The sequence below is a fragment of the Flavobacteriales bacterium genome (assembly GCA_025210295.1).
Taxonomy (GTDB): domain Bacteria; phylum Bacteroidota; class Bacteroidia; order Flavobacteriales_D; family Parvicellaceae; genus S010-51.
The window spans coordinates 1-18,026 of record JAOASC010000041.1; the positions used below are offsets into that span (position 1 = coordinate 1).

The 18,026-nt window shown below is 35.6% G+C and carries 11 protein-coding genes, 2 tRNA genes and 2 rRNA genes; 1 reads left to right on the forward strand and 14 read right to left on the reverse strand.

Features of this window, described 5'->3' with window-relative positions; all coding sequences use genetic code 11:
- The 5 genes from N4A35_11890 to N4A35_11910 all read right to left on the reverse strand — a co-directional run.
- Positions 1-1,994: ribosomal RNA gene (locus N4A35_11890) — 23S ribosomal RNA — on the reverse strand; the annotation flags it as partial.
- Between the two features lie 109 nt (positions 1,995-2,103).
- Positions 2,104-2,177: transfer RNA gene (locus N4A35_11895), tRNA-Ala, on the reverse strand.
- A gap of 9 nt (positions 2,178-2,186) precedes the next feature.
- Positions 2,187-2,260: transfer RNA gene (locus tag N4A35_11900), tRNA-Ile, on the reverse strand.
- 135 nt (positions 2,261-2,395) lie between these two features.
- Positions 2,396-3,916 (reverse strand): 16S ribosomal RNA (locus N4A35_11905).
- A 730-nt stretch (positions 3,917-4,646) separates the two neighbouring features.
- Entirely contained in the window at positions 4,647-5,135 is a 489-nt protein-coding gene (locus tag N4A35_11910; protein MCT4582112.1) for a cytidine deaminase, read from the reverse strand.
- 177 nt (positions 5,136-5,312) lie between these two features.
- Here N4A35_11910 and N4A35_11915 point away from each other — a divergent pair, with 177 nt between their 5' ends.
- Positions 5,313-5,966 (forward strand): DUF4956 domain-containing protein, encoded by a 654-nt coding sequence (locus tag N4A35_11915; protein ID MCT4582113.1) that lies wholly within the window; start codon positions 5,313-5,315, stop codon positions 5,964-5,966.
- On the opposite strand, the gene N4A35_11920 is transcribed toward N4A35_11915, so the two are convergent.
- The 9 genes from N4A35_11920 to rpoC all read right to left on the reverse strand — a co-directional run bounded on the left by N4A35_11920 (position 5,963) and on the right by rpoC (position 18,009).
- A complete protein-coding gene (locus tag N4A35_11920; GenBank protein MCT4582114.1) occupies positions 5,963-7,438 on the reverse strand; it encodes an AMP-binding protein in 1,476 nt (491 codons plus the stop codon). The two genes, N4A35_11915 and N4A35_11920, sit on opposite strands and share 4 nt — an antisense overlap.
- A gap of 3 nt (positions 7,439-7,441) precedes the next feature.
- Positions 7,442-8,617, reverse strand: coding sequence for a hypothetical protein (locus N4A35_11925; GenBank protein ID MCT4582115.1), 1,176 nt, complete (start codon positions 8,615-8,617; stop codon positions 7,442-7,444).
- A gap of 4 nt (positions 8,618-8,621) precedes the next feature.
- Positions 8,622-8,777 carry a hypothetical protein gene (locus tag N4A35_11930; GenBank protein ID MCT4582116.1) on the reverse strand — a complete coding sequence of 52 codons (156 nt, stop codon included), beginning with the start codon at positions 8,775-8,777 and terminating at the stop codon, positions 8,622-8,624.
- Complete coding sequence (locus N4A35_11935) at positions 8,767-9,963, reverse strand: D-alanyl-lipoteichoic acid biosynthesis protein DltD (protein MCT4582117.1); 1,197 nt, start codon at positions 9,961-9,963, stop codon at positions 8,767-8,769. The genes N4A35_11930 and N4A35_11935 overlap by 11 nt, the downstream gene beginning before the upstream one ends.
- Positions 9,956-10,195 (reverse strand): phosphopantetheine-binding protein, encoded by a 240-nt coding sequence (locus N4A35_11940; protein ID MCT4582118.1) that lies wholly within the window; start codon positions 10,193-10,195, stop codon positions 9,956-9,958. The genes N4A35_11935 and N4A35_11940 overlap by 8 nt, the downstream gene beginning before the upstream one ends.
- Positions 10,195-11,526 carry a hypothetical protein gene (locus tag N4A35_11945; GenBank protein MCT4582119.1) on the reverse strand — a complete coding sequence of 444 codons (1,332 nt, stop codon included), beginning with the start codon at positions 11,524-11,526 and terminating at the stop codon, positions 10,195-10,197. The genes N4A35_11940 and N4A35_11945 overlap by 1 nt, the downstream gene beginning before the upstream one ends.
- The gene (locus N4A35_11950) at positions 11,523-13,307 is read right to left on the reverse strand and encodes a putative porin (protein ID MCT4582120.1); all 1,785 of its coding nucleotides are present in this window, start codon (positions 13,305-13,307) and stop codon (positions 11,523-11,525) included. Before N4A35_11950 ends, N4A35_11945 begins: the two co-directional genes overlap by 4 nt.
- A 7-nt stretch (positions 13,308-13,314) precedes the next feature.
- Positions 13,315-13,629: a DUF3467 domain-containing protein gene (locus N4A35_11955; protein ID MCT4582121.1), complete on the reverse strand. Its 315-nt coding sequence runs from the start codon at positions 13,627-13,629 to the stop codon at positions 13,315-13,317.
- Positions 13,630-13,713: 84 nt separating this feature from the next.
- Complete coding sequence (rpoC, locus tag N4A35_11960) at positions 13,714-18,009, reverse strand: DNA-directed RNA polymerase subunit beta' (protein MCT4582122.1); 4,296 nt, start codon at positions 18,007-18,009, stop codon at positions 13,714-13,716.
- Positions 18,010-18,026: the final 17 nt, after the last annotated feature.

Genomic DNA, 18,026 nt, shown 5'->3' on the forward strand with positions numbered 1-18,026 from the left:
AGATCGTTACACCATTCGTGCAGGTCGGAACTTACCCGACAAGGAATTTCGCTACCTTAGGACCGTTATAGTTACGGCCGCCGTTTACTGGGGCTTCAATTCATGCCTTCTCCGAAGATAAGCACTCCTCTTAACCTTCCAGCACCGGGCAGGTGTCAGGCCTTATACATCATCTTTCGATTTAGCAAAGCCATGTGTTTTTGATAAACAGTCGCCTGGGTCTATTCACTGCGGCTTACCAGAAGTAAGCGTCTCTTCTCCCGAAGTTACGAGACCATTTTGCCTAGTTCCTTAGCCACGAATCACTCGAGCACCTTAGAATTCTCATCTTGACTACCTGTGTCGGTTTGCGGTACGGGCAACTATAACCTGAAGCTTAGAAGTTTTTCTTGGGAGCATGATTAGTGTATTTCCGTCATCTAATGAGTCAGTTATCACTCGACATTCAGCAAGGTAGCGGATTTGCCTACTACCCTATACCTATTGTCTTAGACGTGCTATTCCGTCAGCACGCATACAGTTCACTTCTCCGTCCCTCCATCGCAGTTATAGTTGGTACAGGAATATTAACCTGTTGGCCATCGACTACGCCGTTCGGCTTCGCCTTAGGACCCGACTAACCCTCAGCTGATTAGCATGGCTGAGGAAACCTTAGTCTATTGGTGAGGGGGTTTCTCGCCCCCTTTATCGTTACTTATGCCTACATTTTCTTTTCTAAGCGCTCCACAATACCTTGCCGGTACTACTTCGACGCACTTAGAATGCTCTCCTACCACATTACGTATTAAACGTAAGTCCATAGCTTCGGTGATATGCTTATGCCCGATTATTATCCATGCTCGATCGCTCGACTAGTGAGCTGTTACGCACTCTTTAAATGAATGGCTGCTTCCAAGCCAACATCCTAGCTGTCACTGCAATCGAACCTCGTTTGGTCAACTTAGCATATACTTGGGGACCTTAGCTGATGGTCTGGGTTCTTTCCCTCTCGGACATGGACCTTAGCACCCATGCCCTCACTGCCGTATATATTTTATAGCATTCGGAGTTTGTCAGGGGTTGGTAGGCGGTGAAGCCCCCTAGCCCTATCAGTAGCTCTACCTCTATAAAACTCTACTACGACGCTGCACCTAAATGCATTTCGGAGAGTACGAGCTATTTCCCAGTTTGATTGGCCTTTCACCCCTACCCACAACTCATCCAAAGACTTTTCAACGTCAACTGGTTCGGTCCTCCATTTTGTGTTACCAAAACTTCAACCTGGTCATGGGTAGATCACAGGGTTTCGCGTCTACCGCATCTAACTATACGCCCTATTAAGACTTGCTTTCGCTTCGGCTCCGTAACTTAATTACTTAACCTTGCTAGATACGAGTAACTCGTAGGCTCATTATGCAAAAGGCACGCCGTCACAAATAAATTTGCTCCGACCGCTTGTAGGCGCACGGTTTCAGGTACTTTTTCACTCCGTTATTCACGGTACTTTTCACCTTTCCCTCACGGTACTTGTTCGCTATCGGTCTCTCAGTAGTATTTAGCCTTACCGGATGGGCCCGGCAGATTCAGACAGGATTACACGTGTCCCGCCCTACTCAGGATACTGCTAGATCTTTAAAACATTTCGTGTACGGGACTATCACCCTCTTTGGCACACCTTTCCTGAGTGCTTCCACTATATTTTAACTTCTCATGTTGCAGTCCTACAACCCCAATATTGCCGAAACAACATTGGTTTGGGCTGTTCCCCGTTCGCTCGCCACTACTAGGGGAATCATTTTTATTTTCTTTTCCTCCAGGTACTTAGATGTTTCAGTTCCCTGGGTTTGCTTCCCGAATAATCGGGATAACTGGTCTTCAACCAGCTGGGTTGCCCCATTCGGAAATCTACGGGTATAACGAGTATTTGCCTCTAACCGTAGCTTATCGCAGCTTATCACGTCCTTCATCGCCTCTGAGAGCCAAGGCATCCGCCATGCGCCCTTAATTGCTTTTTAATAAGTAACAATTTATTTTGAATCTAATTTTTGTGATCTAATTAATTTCTATTGTTTTATTTTACTATTTTCAATATGTCAAAGAACTTATTCTGTATGATACAGATTGTGGAGAATATCGGAGTCGAACCGATGACCTCTTGCGTGCAAGGCAAGCGCTCTAGCCAGCTGAGCTAATCCCCCTTATAACTGTAGTCCCTCGCAGATTTGAACTGCGGACCTCTACATTATCAGTGTAGCGCTCTAACCAACTGAGCTAAGGGACTATATATTCACTATACAACCTCTCAACGCTCTTATAGTCGTTACACTGAGCTTATAAGGAATAAGTTTGAAGTATATAAAAATTAAGACTAACTCAGAAAGTATTCTCAACTTCCAAAAATCCTAAGATTCTCTAAAAAGGAGGTGTTCCAGCCGCACCTTCCGGTACGGCTACCTTGTTACGACTTAACACCAGTTACTAGTTTTACCCTAGGCAGCTCCTTTCGGTTACCGACTTCAGGCACTCCCAGCTTCCATTGTTTGACGGGCGGTGTGTACAAGGCCCGGGAACGTATTCACCGCGTCATGGCTGATACGCGATTACTAGCGATTCCAGCTTCATAGAGTCGAGTTGCAGACTCCAATCCGAACTGAGATAGGTTTTTGAGATTTGCATCCGCTCGCACGGTAGCTGCCCTCTGTACCTACCATTGTAGCACGTGTGTGGCCCAGGGCGTAAGGGCCGTGATGACTTGACATCGTCCCCACCTTCCTCTCTGCTTACGCAGGCAGTTTCTCTAGAGTCCCCGACCGAATCGCTGGCAACTAAAGATAAGGGTTGCGCTCGTTATAGGACTTAACCTGACACCTCACGGCACGAGCTGACGACAGCCATGCAGCACCTTGTATATTGTCCGAAGAAATACTGGTTTCCCAATATGTCAACATACATTTAAGCCCTGGTAAGGTTCCTCGCGTATCATCGAATTAAACCACATGCTCCACCGCTTGTGCGGGCCCCCGTCAATTCCTTTGAGTTTCAACCTTGCGATCGTACTCCCCAGGTGGATCACTTAACACTTTCGCTGTGCCACTGACAGTGTATCGCCAATAGCTAGTGATCATCGTTTACGGCGTGGACTACCAGGGTATCTAATCCTGTTCGCTCCCCACGCTTTCGTCCATCAGCGTCAATAATGACTTGGTAAGCTGCCTTCGCTATCGGTGTTCTATGTCATATCTAAGCATTTCACCGCTACATGACATATTCCGCCTACCTCAATCACATTCAAGAGTTCCAGTTTCAATGGCAGTTCTACAGTTGAGCTGTAGGCTTTCACCACTGACTTAAAACCCCGCCTACGGACCCTTTAAACCCAATAAATCCGGATAACGCTTGGACCCTCCGTATTACCGCGGCTGCTGGCACGGAGTTAGCCGGTCCTTATTCGTATAGTACCGTCAGCTCTCTACACGTAGAGAGGTTTCTTCCTATATAAAAGAAGTTTACAACCCATAGGGCAGTCATCCTTCACGCGGCATGGCTGGTTCAGACTTGCGTCCATTGACCAATATTCCTCACTGCTGCCTCCCGTAGGAGTCTGGTCCGTGTCTCAGTACCAGTGTGGGGGATCTTCCTCTCAGAACCCCTAGACATCGTCGCCATGGTGAGCCGTTACCTCACCATCTAGCTAATGTCACGCATGCCCATCTTTAACCGATAAATCTTTAAGAATCATAACATGTGTTATGAAAATATTATGAGGTATTAATCCAAATTTCTCTGGGCTATCCCTCTGTTAAAGGTAGGTTGCATACGCGTTACGCACCCGTGCGCCACTCGTCATCTCCCGCAAGCGGGAATGTTACCGTTCGACTTGCATGTGTTAAGCCTGCCGCTAGCGTTCATCCTGAGCCAGGATCAAACTCTCCATTGTAATTATAAAGTTTAATCTGTTTAATCTCAAAGAATTTTTCAATTTGCTTATACTTAATATATAAGTATTGCTGTTTGCTAGTCTTAATTTTTATTTTAGTTTCTAAAATGTTTTCTAAAAACTATACTTCAATAAGTCAAAGAACTTCTATTTTTAAATTTTCTTTCGCTTTGTCAAAACCGTTGTTTTTAAAAGCGAGTGCAAAGATAAATGAAATATTTAAACCTGCAAGAAAAATTTTAAATTTTATTTTTTAATCTCGCCCTGTTAATAAAACCGTTGTTTTGTAGAGCGGGTGCAAAGATACACAACATTTTCTTTTCAGCAAGCAATAAAACAAACTTTTTTTATTTTTACCCTCACAAAAACCACTAAAACACTGTCTAAAAGAAAGTTACAACCTAAAGTTTTTTTACCTTTTTTTTCTTTGTATTATATATGATTAATAAACACTGTAATAACTGCATAGAGTAATTTTATAAATCTGGTTTAGTTAAGCTAACTAATTTAACTATTAATTGATACAATGATATAATATTTTAAAGTCTCTTTTCTCTATATTCTCTATTCTACTTTAACCCGCGTTAGGGATAGAAGTAATTGTTTGAACTCTTTTTGATATAGATTCAAGATTTTAAGATTCAGGACTAAAGACTTGAAAGGTTAGTATACCTCAAGATAGGCATCTAAAAAAAGTGAGTGCGGATAGCCCGACCTGAAAGGGAACGCCCTATTTTTTGGGATTGATAACCAAGGTTTCGAAAGACAAAGGCAATAAATCGTTGATTGATTTGAAAATTAAAATCTCATTTTGACCTTTTAGGATAATTTCGATTGGGGAATTTTGATTTCGTTCGTATTCGCTAATTACTTGTCGGCAAGAGCCACATGGTGTTACGACTTCGTTGTATGCTTCTTTAATGGACTTAGCTGTAATCGCTAGCTTACGGATTTTTGAATTGGGATAGTTGGCTTTGCAATAAAAAATAGCAACTCGTTCAGCACATAATGAAGATGGGAATGCTATATTCTCCTGATTGTTACCTAAAACAACATCTCCTGTATCGAGCAACAAAGCTGCTCCAACATAAAAATCTGAATAAACAGCATACGCCTTATCTCTAATCTCATCTGCTTTTTGAATTAGCATTTGATTTTCTTGAGATAACTCCTCAAATTGTAAGGATTGATACGCTATTTCTATTGTCTTTTTCTTCATATTTGCATTGCTAAATTAAAAGTAATTCGTTAATAACCTACTATTTTCAGTGTTTTTTGACTATTTTGTAGCATTACTTTTACAATTCGCTTATTTAACGTTGATTTTTTTGATTGAAAACAAATTATTTTTCTGCTTTTCGCGTTATCTAAATTTTATAGAATAAAAATAATAGGTATGGGAATGATGACATTGCTTTCTAGTTTTTTGGGAATTGAATTATACGACAATGATTTTGAAAAATTAATTTTTAGATTTTGCATTGCATTGCTCTTTATCTTTATAACTGTTAGGGGGCTATACTATCCTATTGCTAAGAAAAAAGAATATGCTTTTTCTTATATGATTTTAGGCGTCGTGATCTTCTTTATCAGTTTTACATTAAAAAAGTTTGAACTAGGTACAGGAATGGCTCTTGGTCTCTTTGCTATTTTTGGTATAATACGTTATCGAACTGATGCCATGCCTGTAAAAGAGATGACGTATCTTTTTATCGTCATAGGATTGTCTATTATCAATGCCTTATCAAACAAAAAAGTAAGTTATACTGAGATTTTATTTACCAACCTTGTAATTGTTGTTATAACATATTTAATGGAACGTGTATGGTTCAATAATAAATCCCTTGTTCCTGTACCTAAGCCCCCAAAGCCTGAAGCTAAGCAATCAGTTGTTTATGACGATTTAGAGCTAGTAAAACTTGAAAAGAGAGACCAATTATTAGCTGACCTTTCAACAAAAACTGGACTAACTATCAACCGAATTAAAATTGATTCTATTAACTATAAAGAACAATTTGCTCAAATAACTATTTACTACAAAAATATTTAACCTTTATTTAAATATAAACTCAAGAGCTCTTTTTTATCGACTTTTCCATTTTGATTTAAGGGAATCTTATCCACTAAAATAACATCTCCAGGAATCATATAATGCGGTAGTGTTTTGGACAATTCCGCTTTTAGCTGTTCCACTGAATAACTTCCTTCTTCTTCTAGCTGGATAAAACTGGCTATTTTTTTAGTTATCCCCTTACGCTTTAAAGGAAGGGTTTCTGCATAGACTACATAATCCAGATTATTAAAAGCCCCAGTTATTTCATTTAATTCTATTCTATAACCGTGTAATTTAACCAAATCATCATTTCTACCATAAAAGTATAAATAACCATTTTCTAAATATCCTTGATCTCCTGTTTTAAAAGCTCTTTGATGATTAATCATTCTAAACTTTTGGTCATTGAGTGCTTTATTATTGACATATCCTATTGAAACATTGGGTCCTACAATAATAATTTCCTTATCTTCTATTAAGATTTCTGTTTCCTCTTTTACTTTTCCTACTGGCAATGGATCTTGTTCTTCTAATATTTCTGGCGTTATTTCTACTACTGTTGTTGCAACTGTAGCTTCTGTTGGACCATACGTATTGATAACACGGGCAAAACTATAATTTGAAAACAACTTCTTAACCAATGCATTAGGTAATACCTCTCCACAAAAAAGGAAAGTAGTTATTGATTGAAACCTTTTAGTATCTTTAATTCTTGCATAGGTCAAAGCAAAAGATGGAGTAGAAACCCAAATACTACCATTGTATTGCTCTATTCTTTCCATTAAGACGGATGGATTGGCTCCTTGCGCACTACTGTTCAACATTATTGTTGCTCCTAGATGAGCAAAAGTCATGACTTCAAATACTGATAAATCAAAACTTAATAACGCTGTATTGATGAATGTATCTTTGGTTGAAAAGTTAAAATCTGTCCCACCCATCCAACGGACAAATGACTGAACTGCTTCTGATGATATTTGAACTCCCTTAGGTTCTCCTGTACTACCAGAAGTAAAAATAATATAGACAACAGGGTCTGATTGTTCCTCTTTAATCAAGGTTTCATTAACCAGTTTACTTGTCTTTATATTTGTTTTTAAGAGGCTAATCTGATTTATTCCATCGATAGCTAACGTCTCTTCTGTTGTGTTAATAATTAATTGACTATCTACTGTCGTCTTTATTTTCTCAATTCTTTCTAGAGGATAAATTACATCTACTGGAATATAAGTGATTTTCAATTTCATAAGGGCATATATAGCGACTAACATATTAGCACTCTTATGTCCATATATAATAACTGGGGTTCCCAATTGATGGCATTCATTTTGTTCAAGAACAGTTATTAATTCATCAACCCTGGCATTAAACGCTCTCCAAGTTAATGAAAAATCTTCTCCAATTACTGCCAACTTATCGGCTTCGATTTCCTTCTCTACAAATTCTTTTTTATTAAAACAAAATCTCATCTCTTAAAATAATTTACCACTAAAAATATAAATTGCAAAAGCTACTGAATTTACCATTAGAAAAATTGATATAACCTTGATGATAACTGGAGACATTCCTCCAAAAACTACATCTTTTTTGGATTTCTTACAGCGATATATATAATAATTATGTAACACTGAATAAACACCAAACAGCATCCCACTAGCAATGTAATGCAACTGAAAACCATTCCAAAACCCCATCAATGTAAATGTACTCATTAACGCAATATTTTGTCTTGTAATAGGTTTGTATATTTTCTTTTTCGTCAAATATTTAAATATCGGTCTGAAGAAATAATTATTTAGCCAATCCCCTAAACTTTTATGCCACTTCTTCCAAAATTCTTTGGGGTTTAATGCTAAAAATGGCTGATCAAAGTTAATTGGAACTGTAATTCCTAATAAGTGCCCAAAACTAATGGCTAAAAGTGAATACCCTGCAAAGTCAAAAAAGAGGTACAATAAGTAGGTGTACATATACTCCAAATGATACACTAGCGTGCCATCGTTTACCAAATAAACCAACACTAAACGTCTGATCGCTTCGGCTATGATAAATTTATACAGTAGCCCTACTATTAGTTTTTCCCAAGCTAGATTGAAGTTGGTCCATGTGATTGAATCATAACCTTTATCCACGTCTTTCTGAAATCTTCTAAAATTATCTATAGGACCTATTAATAACGTTGGAACAAAAGCTGCAAAATTGAAAAAGCTTAAAAATGAAATTTTTACATCAGTTTCTTTATCGTCTATATATAAACCGATAACTTTAAATACAACATAAGATAAGCCTGCAATTTGAAATATGTTTTTTAAGGTAAGTACAGGTTCCTCAGACCAATCTATTACGTTTACTGTTTTCATCAAAAAGATGGGAACAGCCAAAATCAACATGGGAAATAAGACATTTGACTTTTTGTAGTATTTCCGGAGTAAGTTTACCGCAACATATAAATAGATGATTAATCCTAAAAAATGGAAAGGCTTAGGATATAAAAGCGCTAAATATGCAGTTGCGATCAAAGCTAATACCCATTGGTATGCAATGACTTTGCTAAAAAACTGTTTAGCAATTAGCATGATAACATATGCAATAAAAACGAAAGCAAAAAAGATTGCTGAAGTAAATGGGAGTGTATTGTGCAGTTCCATTGTTTTAAAATTGTTGGTAAACAAAATCTACTTTAGAAGCGGCCTCTACCTTTTTATTAGGGTGTAATAAAACATCAATATCTAGATGATATAAGTATAACCACCCTATAATTAGAAAAAGATAGATTAATACATTCTTCACAATCGCTTTAACTTCCATAATATAAACTATCTATATATTGATTAACTTTCATCCAGCCATAATCGCCGAGATGCATAACATCTCTCAATACTCCTGGTTCATAATTTTCTTTTGAATCCACAAACATGTTGTAATATGGTATCTTATTTTCTTTTAATTGGCTAGTTATCGAGTCCATAATTGGATTTAAACGTTCTAGACCAACAAAATAATGAGGATTAAGCGGTTGTATAATAAAACTCGCATTAATATTTTTCTCGCTCAAATACTTAACAACCATTTTAAAGTCTCTATATTCTTCATTGGCATTTATAGCTATACTTTCAACAGTAGAAGATCGTTCTTTTCCATTTTCATCAATTAAATACTTTGTATAATACTCATCTTCTACAATTAGTTTATTGTTGGTGATCGCTTTTAAGAATGTTTCTTGAACTTTAAGTGCAGTATCACTTAAGCTTCCCTCCCATTGACTAACGAGTTCGTTTTTGGGCTTTATAGTATAATTAACCTTGTTAATGTAATAGGTGTAGCCTACTATTTTTTTTAGCTTCAAATCAACATTATATTTCAAGTTATTCCACCATGACTTTGGGCGTGAAAGGTATAATTCTGATAAGTAACTATACTCTTTGGGTACAGGGTCAAAATTTTGTTTATTTTGAGCGATATACTGACCTATATAATGCTTATAAGCTTCATCTATTTCATTGTTGGCTATAATTTTACTTAAAAGTTCTGGCTTAGCAAACTCTACGAAAGCACTTGAATTGGTTCCTCCTCCTTGAAACCAACCTGGACTAAGAAATATACAAACTTTAGAATTGTCTAGATATTCTGTTGCTGCTAATAATTCAATTAGAATGCTTAAATGTTGGTGATGTGCATGACCAATTCCCAAGACTTGTCTTCCCATTTTATTTGGAAAAAATTTATAAGTAGCATAGGGAGTATAATTAAACTCTGAAGAACCAAACAGCGTCAGTTGATTGGTATTTTGAATACTTGCCAAATAATCGATTATATTCTGCTCATCTCCATTTAAGTTGGGAAACACTCCACTAACCGTTATTTGTTCAGCTGTTTTATTTTCTTCATTTATCACTAATTTCACGGCACTTGATGGCAGTAAAAAATAGGCAACCAACAACACTCCTAGGCTTATAATCAATGATAAGAAGTGTACTTTAAAAAATTTAGCCATTTTTAGCTTCCAATTTTCTATTAATGTACTGTATAATTAAATTAACAGTTTGAAAATTATCTTCAATAATTTCGAAGAAAGGAACTTCTATATCATATTCTTCTTCAATTTCGACTGCCAACTCTACAATTGTTATTGAATCTAATATTCCTGATTCCCATAATGCGTCATCTGGTTCAACTACAGAAAAAGAGACCTCTTCTATTTTTTCTATTAAAAATTCTTTCATCATTAATTTATTTTAAATGTTAAATGTGTTACCATTGCATGGCGTTCGAATGATAGCAACCAGAAATGAAGTAGTTCTGGATCACTTTCATCGAAGTGTAACAGTGGTCCATCTACACCAAAAAAGTGACTATCTAGCCATTTTCCTTCCTTATTAACTATAACTGCATAATAAGGGTTGTTTTTGGTTGAATGTTTTTGAGCATACTCAGCTTTTTCATAGAAGCCATGATTTCCTATTCCCATAGGCATTTTAAATCCTTTGTTATAATCTTGCGTTGCTAATTGGGGAATTGCTGCTTTTTGAACTCCTCCTATAACTACTCTGGTTATTTGAGTGGTATCTGTTCCTCTTGAAAAACTGATCTCAAATTCTAAACATTGATCCTGAGTTTTATTATTTGAAGTAACCGCTCTTACCACAACCTTTTTGGGAAATCTTAATTTACTTAATGTTGTTGACCGAGGATCGGCTGTTGAATAATATCCTGGATAAAGAAATGTAGAAAAAGAAGTGGTATCATTTAAAAAATCATTAATTGCTTTCGGGGCTTTTGGATAAACAATATTTTTAAATTTCGATTTTCTAGCTCCTGTCAACGGGTAGAATTCATGATTTAAATTTACAAAAGCAACCTCTTTACTAGAATTTATTGTTCTTAAAGCTTTAAAATTGACTTCCTTACTTACTAGATCTTGATAATTGATTAGATAATCCTTGTATTCATCAAACGTCAACTTTCCTTTATTCACTTCATCAAACAATTCTTCATAAAATGCTCTTGGAAATTCAAACCAACCATGATACAGTGGTTTTTGTTGTTCCCCCTCTTGAGCATAGGTGATCAGTTCCCATAAATAACTATTCAAACAGTTTCTTGCTAAATCTACTCGGACAGTTTTCTTCCCCTCTGTTGTATGCTTAGAAATATCAAATTCATCTCCGACAAATTGAACTTGTTGTCTATTCCATTCTGCATTAATGATTCCTATACGTTTTAAATAATCATCTACTAAGTAATCTGGAATTGTTGGTATCCACTCTAATAAATTAATATTTTCAATTGTAATGGTATCGCTATGCTTATTCGATGGATAAAAGGTAAGGGTAAAATTGGTTGTATCTATCCTTTGAACTTTAATTTGGTGATGTTTATATCGTTCCCAATCTGCACAACGAGATTCAATATCATTGTTATCTGGATATTCTTCATCTGTCATTTCTTTCATTGATGCTTCATATACCAATTCTTGATTATATTCCACAGTTTCTTCTTGACATCCTATCAGCAAGATTGTAATAAATACTATAATAAAAACGAATCTATTTTTCATTTTAAAAAGTTCCAATTAATTCCAATTTTATAGGCCCTATCTTCTAATGGATAATGCATTGCTCCAAAGTAATTACTTTCACTAGTTATTCCTGAATTGAGGTGTGTTAATGCAAAAAATATTCTTACATTTTTAATTCTTGTATTCACAAAAAAATCTACAAACGGATAATTTCCAACGGTATTGTTATTGGCTAAGTAAAATGCTCCTAATGAAGGAGAATAAGACATCAGCTGTACATTGCCATAGTAAGTTAGCTTTGCTCCAGCAAAAACAGCTAAAGATTTCTTAAATGCTTTAAATGCATAACCAGCTTTTAAACTTGTAAAATACTTTGGTAATCGATAGACAATAGCCCCCCCTGTGTGTTGATAGACCAATCTTGGGGTAAGTTTCCAGTTTTTTAATTGAAACTCTTTTTCGATTTCTCCTTTAATAACTTGTGTGTAATCTAAAGTTTGAACTGCTTCTTCTTTATAATTTAAATAAATTGGATTTTTAATGTCGGTGTATTCGACTTTCGCATTCAAAGCGATTTTTTTATGATTCCCACCAATTAAAAAATGATAATTTTCAACTGGTATTAATGTCTGTTGCCAAGAATTGTGATTTCCACTATATCGTTGTAAGTCTATTGATGGGGCTTGTTTGTTAATGGCTGTTTCTATATTCCACTCCATTTGATTTATTGTATACTTAAGATTAGTATTCCAAGAATAATTGCCTTCTCGATAACCTAGCCAATAATAATTCAATTGGGTTTGAAAATCAGTACGAAGTGTTTTGATACTGGTATTTACTCCTAATGCCATATCGTTGTAGTATTGATGTTCATTAGCATGTCGATAATCCAAATATTCGTATTTTACATACGGTAATAAATTATAAGACCAATTCTCTTTCTGAACTTTAAACTGATAGCTCAACTCTTGTGTAATTTGGTTTGTTTTAATGGAATCATTGGTCAATAAACTATCCATATAAATGGCAGGATAAAATTCACTATCGGGGTTAGCATCAGTATAAAATCTTTTTGCATTAACAAAACCTGTATGGGACAATAGTTTATGGCTACTCCCTATCCCTAAGGAATCTTTTTTATTAATAAGCTCTAGCTCTTGATTTAGCGTTAGTAAATTTCCTATTCTTTGTTCATACGCGGAATCTAAATTAACAGTAATCGTTTTTCGATTAAGGCTTAAATCCGATTTGATGATAAAAGAGCTATCATTAGCTATTCCTCCATTTTGCTCTGTTGTGTTTTGAATACGTTGAGCAAAAAAAGATAGTTTATAACGGTTTTGGGGAGTAGTATAATTAAGAGAAGCTAAAATATTATTATTATTGACCTTTTGCCTTTCGTAGCTACCGCCAGCATTTATTTTATCGTATTCTAAAGAAAAATTTCCTTTCTTGGAAAAATTCTGAGTATGTAATATATTAAAATATTGTTCGGTTCTGGCTCCTAATACATAGGTCGCCGAAGTAAATGGATGATACACATTATATTCTTTGTTTGCTACTTCAAACCCACCAATAAATCGACTTACTAAAAATTTACGCTCTTCTTGCTGATTAAAAACTAATGGATAATTATCTAAACCATTATTCCCCAACCATAGATAGGCATTGTCTTTTCTATATTCATGAAAAGACTCAAGACTTGATGTATCTAGTTGGGTAATCTTATCATTTTGAATATAATAAAAAAGAGGCTTTTCTTCTTGCGAATAAATTAATTGCAAAAAGAAAAAACCTCCTATATATAATAAAAACTTCAACTTGAAATTAAGCTTCTGTAGTTGGCGCACCAAAATTTAACGGGAATCCTTGTTGAGCACTATCTTCATTGATCACACCTTGAACACTTTCGTATTTGGCTATGTTATCAGCTAATGCTCTCATTAATTTTTTTGCATGTTCAGGTGTCATTACCACTCTTGATTTTACTTTAGCTTTAGGCACACCAGGCATAATTCTTATAAAATCCAAAACAAACTCAGAAGAAGAATGCGTTATGATCGCTAAATTAGAATAGGTTCCTTCAGCTATTTCTTCATTTAATTCGATATTAATTTGATTGGGGTTTTGTTCTTGACTCATAGTTGTTTTCTTTTAGTTATTTCTAACAAAAATAAAAAAAGCCTTCCAAATGGAAGGCTTTTATTGAAATATTTATGGTATTACTTATTCAGAAACTTCTTGTTCTAATACTGTAGGTTCCATCTCTTCTTTTGGACCAACAGTAATTGTTTGGAAGTCTTCAAGTCCTGTACCTGCAGGAATTTTATGCCCTACAATTACATTTTCTTTCAATCCTAGTAAGTAATCTACTTTTCCGTTAACAGCAGCTTGATTCAATACTTTAGTTGTTTCCTGGAATGACGCAGCAGAAATAAAACTATCAGTCTGTAATGAAGCTTTAGTAATTCCTTGTAATAATGGAATTGCAGTAGCTGGAACAGCATCTCTAGCAGTTACTTTCTTTTTGTCATTACGAGTCAACATTGAATTCTCATCTCTTAACTTACGAGCTGTAACAATTTGTCCAGCCATTAGGTTTTGAGAATCTCCTGCATCTTCAACAACTTTTTTACCCCAAAGCTTATTATTCTCTTGCATAAACTCCCATTTATTTACAGAAGCTTTTTCTAAGAATATTGTATCTCCAGCATCAGCGATTTCAACTTTACGCATCATTTGACGTACAATTACCTCAAAGTGCTTATCGTTAATTTTCACCCCTTGTAGACGATATACTTCTTGTATTTCATTTACAATGTACTCTTGTACAGCTGTAGGTCCTTTAATACTTAGGATATCTTGTGGAGTTGTCGCTCCTTCAGATAAGTTTTGACCAGCTCTTACGAAATCATTCTCCTGTACTAAAATGTGGCGAGATAATGGAATTAAGTATTTCGTTACTTCACCTGTTTTAGCTTCAACAATAACTTCTCTGTTACCTCTCTTAATTTTTCCATAAGAAACCACACCATCAATTTTAGCTACAACAGCTGGATTAGATGGATTACGTGCCTCAAACATTTCGGTTACACGAGGTAAACCACCTGTAATATCCCCTGTTTTTCCTGATTTACGAGGAATTTTAACTAAGATATCACCTCCAGTAATTGCATCGCCCTCTTTTACAATAACGTGAGCATCTACTGGTAAGTTAAATGCTTTAAGTGTTTCTCCTTTCTTGTTTACAACTAAGATCGTTGGAACTGTTTTCTTGCTTCTGTTTTCTTTAATTACGATTTCAGAGAATCCAGTTTGCTCATCAACTTCTTCACGGTAAGTTTCACCAGCAATTAAGTTTTCAAACTCAATTTTACCTTCAACATCCGAAATAATTACGGCATTATATGGATCCCAAGTACAGATTACATCTCCTTTCTTAACGGTACGTTTACCACCTACTAATAAGTGTGCACCATAAGGAATGTTGTTTGTTGCTAATACTTGACCTGTTTCTTTATCTAAGATTCTCATCTCAGCAGCACGCCCAATAACAACTTCAACATCGTTTCCTTCTTCATCTGTTTTAGAAATTGTTCTTAATTCATCAATTTCTAATTTACCTGTGAATTTAGCTTTAATGCTAGATTCATCTGCAATGTTAGATGCTGTACCCCCAACGTGGAATGTACGAAGTGTTAACTGTGTTCCTGGCTCACCAATTGATTGTGCAGCAATTACACCAACTGAGTCTCCTTTTACAGCTAAGTGACCTGTTGCTAAGTTACGACCGTAACATTTAGCACAAACTCCTCTTTGCTTCTCACAAGTCAATACAGAACGGATTTCTACTTCTTCTATATCAGCTGCTTCAATAGCTCTTGCTTGATCTTCTCTAATTTCAACACCTTCAGAGACGATAATTTCTCCTGTTTCAGGATGTTCAATATCATTTAGAGCAACTCTTCCTAGAATTCTATCATATAATGATTCAACAATATCTTCATTTTTCTTCAATGCTGATACTGTTAATCCTCTCAATGTTCCACAATCATCATCGTTTACAACAACATCTTGTGCCACATCTACTAACCTTCTTGTTAAGTAACCTGCATCGGCAGTTTTTAAGGCTGTATCGGCAAGACCTTTACGGGCACCGTGAGTAGAAATAAAGTACTCCAAAATTGATAGTCCCTCTTTAAAGTTAGAAAGAATTGGATTCTCAATAATATCTTGACCTCCATTTGTTCCTGACTTCTGTGGCTTGGCCATCAATCCCCTCATTCCTGACAGCTGACGAATCTGCTCTTTAGAACCCCTTGCTCCTGAATCCATCATCATATAAACTGAGTTGAATCCTTGCTGATCGTTCTTTAAGTTTTCCATCAAGATATGTGTCAATCTAGAGTTGGTATGTGTCCAGATATCAATGATTTGGTTATAACGCTCGTTGTTAGTGATCAATCCCATGTTATAGTTCATTTTCACTTCATCAACTTGTGCTTCAGCTTTCGCTACCATTTCATCTTTTTCATCAGGTATAACGACATCTCCAAGGTTGAATGACAACCCTCCTTTAAATGCCATGTAATATCCTAAATCTTTGATCTCATCCAAGAAGTTTGCTGCTGTTGGTACATCAGTTACTTTTAAAATTTCACTAATAATATCTCTTAATGCTTTCTTTGTTAAGACTTCATTAATATAACCAGCTTCATCAGGTACTAACTCATTGAATAAAACTCTACCTGTAGTTGTTTCAATCAATTTTGTTACTTTTTCACCCTCTTCAATATCGTTTGTTCTTACTTTGATTTGAGCATGTAAATCTAATACACCTTCGTTGTATGCAATTTTAACCTCTTCTGGTGAGTAGAATGATTTACCTTCTCCTTTAATAGGAACTTCTTTAGTTGATTTTCTTGCTTTAGTAATGTAGTATAATCCCAATACCATATCCTGAGATGGTACAGTAATAGGAGCTCCATTGGCTGGGTTCAAGATATTATGAGACGCCAACATTAACATTTGAGCTTCTAAAACAGCAGCATTTCCTAATGGTAAGTGAACAGCCATCTGATCCCCATCAAAATCGGCGTTAAATGCCGTACACACTAATGGGTGTAATTGGATCGCTTTTCCTTCAATTAACTTAGGTTGGAATGCCTGAATACCTAATCTATGTAGTGTAGGGGCACGGTTCAATAATACTGGGTGACCTTTAATTACATTTTCTAAGATATCCCATACTACTGGATCTTTCTTATCTACAATTTTCTTTGCTGATTTAACTGTTTTTACAATCCCTCTTTCAATCATCTTACGAATAATGAAAGGCTTGTAAAGTTCGGCAGCCATATCTTTTGGTAAACCACACTCATGCAGTTTTAACGTTGGCCCAACAACAATTACAGAACGTGCTGAATAATCAACCCTCTTACCTAATAAGTTTTGACGGAAACGCCCTTGTTTACCTTTTAAACTATCAGATAATGATTTTAACGGTCTATTTTTGTCTGTTTTAACAGCACTTGATTTTCTTGAGTTATCAAATAAAGAATCAACAGACTCCTGTAACATACGTTTTTCGTTACGTAAAATTACTTCCGGAGCTTTAATTTCTATTAATCGCTTTAAACGGTTATTTCTGATGATAACTCTTCTGTATAAGTCATTTAAATCAGATGTAGCAAATCTTCCTCCATCTAATGGAACCAATGGTCTTAAATCTGGTGGAATTACAGGTACTGTTTTAACAACCATCCATTCTGGGCGGTTTTCAATACGCGTATTTGCATCTTTAAATGCTTCAATAACTTGAAGACGTTTTAATGCTTCATTTTTACGTTGCTGAGAAGTTTCGTTATTTGCTTTATGACGTAATTCGTAAGATAATTTATCTAACTCTAAACGTTGTAACAAATCGTGTAACGCTTCTGCCCCCATCTTAGCGATGAATTTATTTGGGTCAGTATCTTCCAACATTCTGTTTTCTTTTGGTAAAGCATCGATAATGTCTAAATACTCTTCCTCAGTTAAGAAATCTAAATATTGTAAAGGCTCTCCTTCTGCGTTATTAACACCAGCAGCATTTATTACAACATATCTTTCGTAATAAATAATTTGATCTAATTTCTTCGTTGGTAATCCTAATAAGTACCCTATTTTATTTGGTAACGAACGGAAATACCAGATATGAGCAACAGGAACAACTAATGAAATATGTCCCATACGTTCTCTACGAACTTTTTTCTCTGTTACTTCAACACCACATCTATCACAAACGATACCTTTGTAACGAATTCTTTTATATTTACCACAGTGGCACTCATAATCCTTAACAGGACCGAAAATTCTTTCACAGAATAAACCGTCACGCTCTGGTTTATATGTTCTATAGTTGATTGTTTCAGGCTTTAATACTTCTCCAAACGATTTTTCTAAAATCATTTCTGGAGATGCAAGACTGATGGTTATTTTGTTAAATCTACTTGATGGTTTCGATTCTTTTCTAAAAGCCATATATTATAGTATTTTGT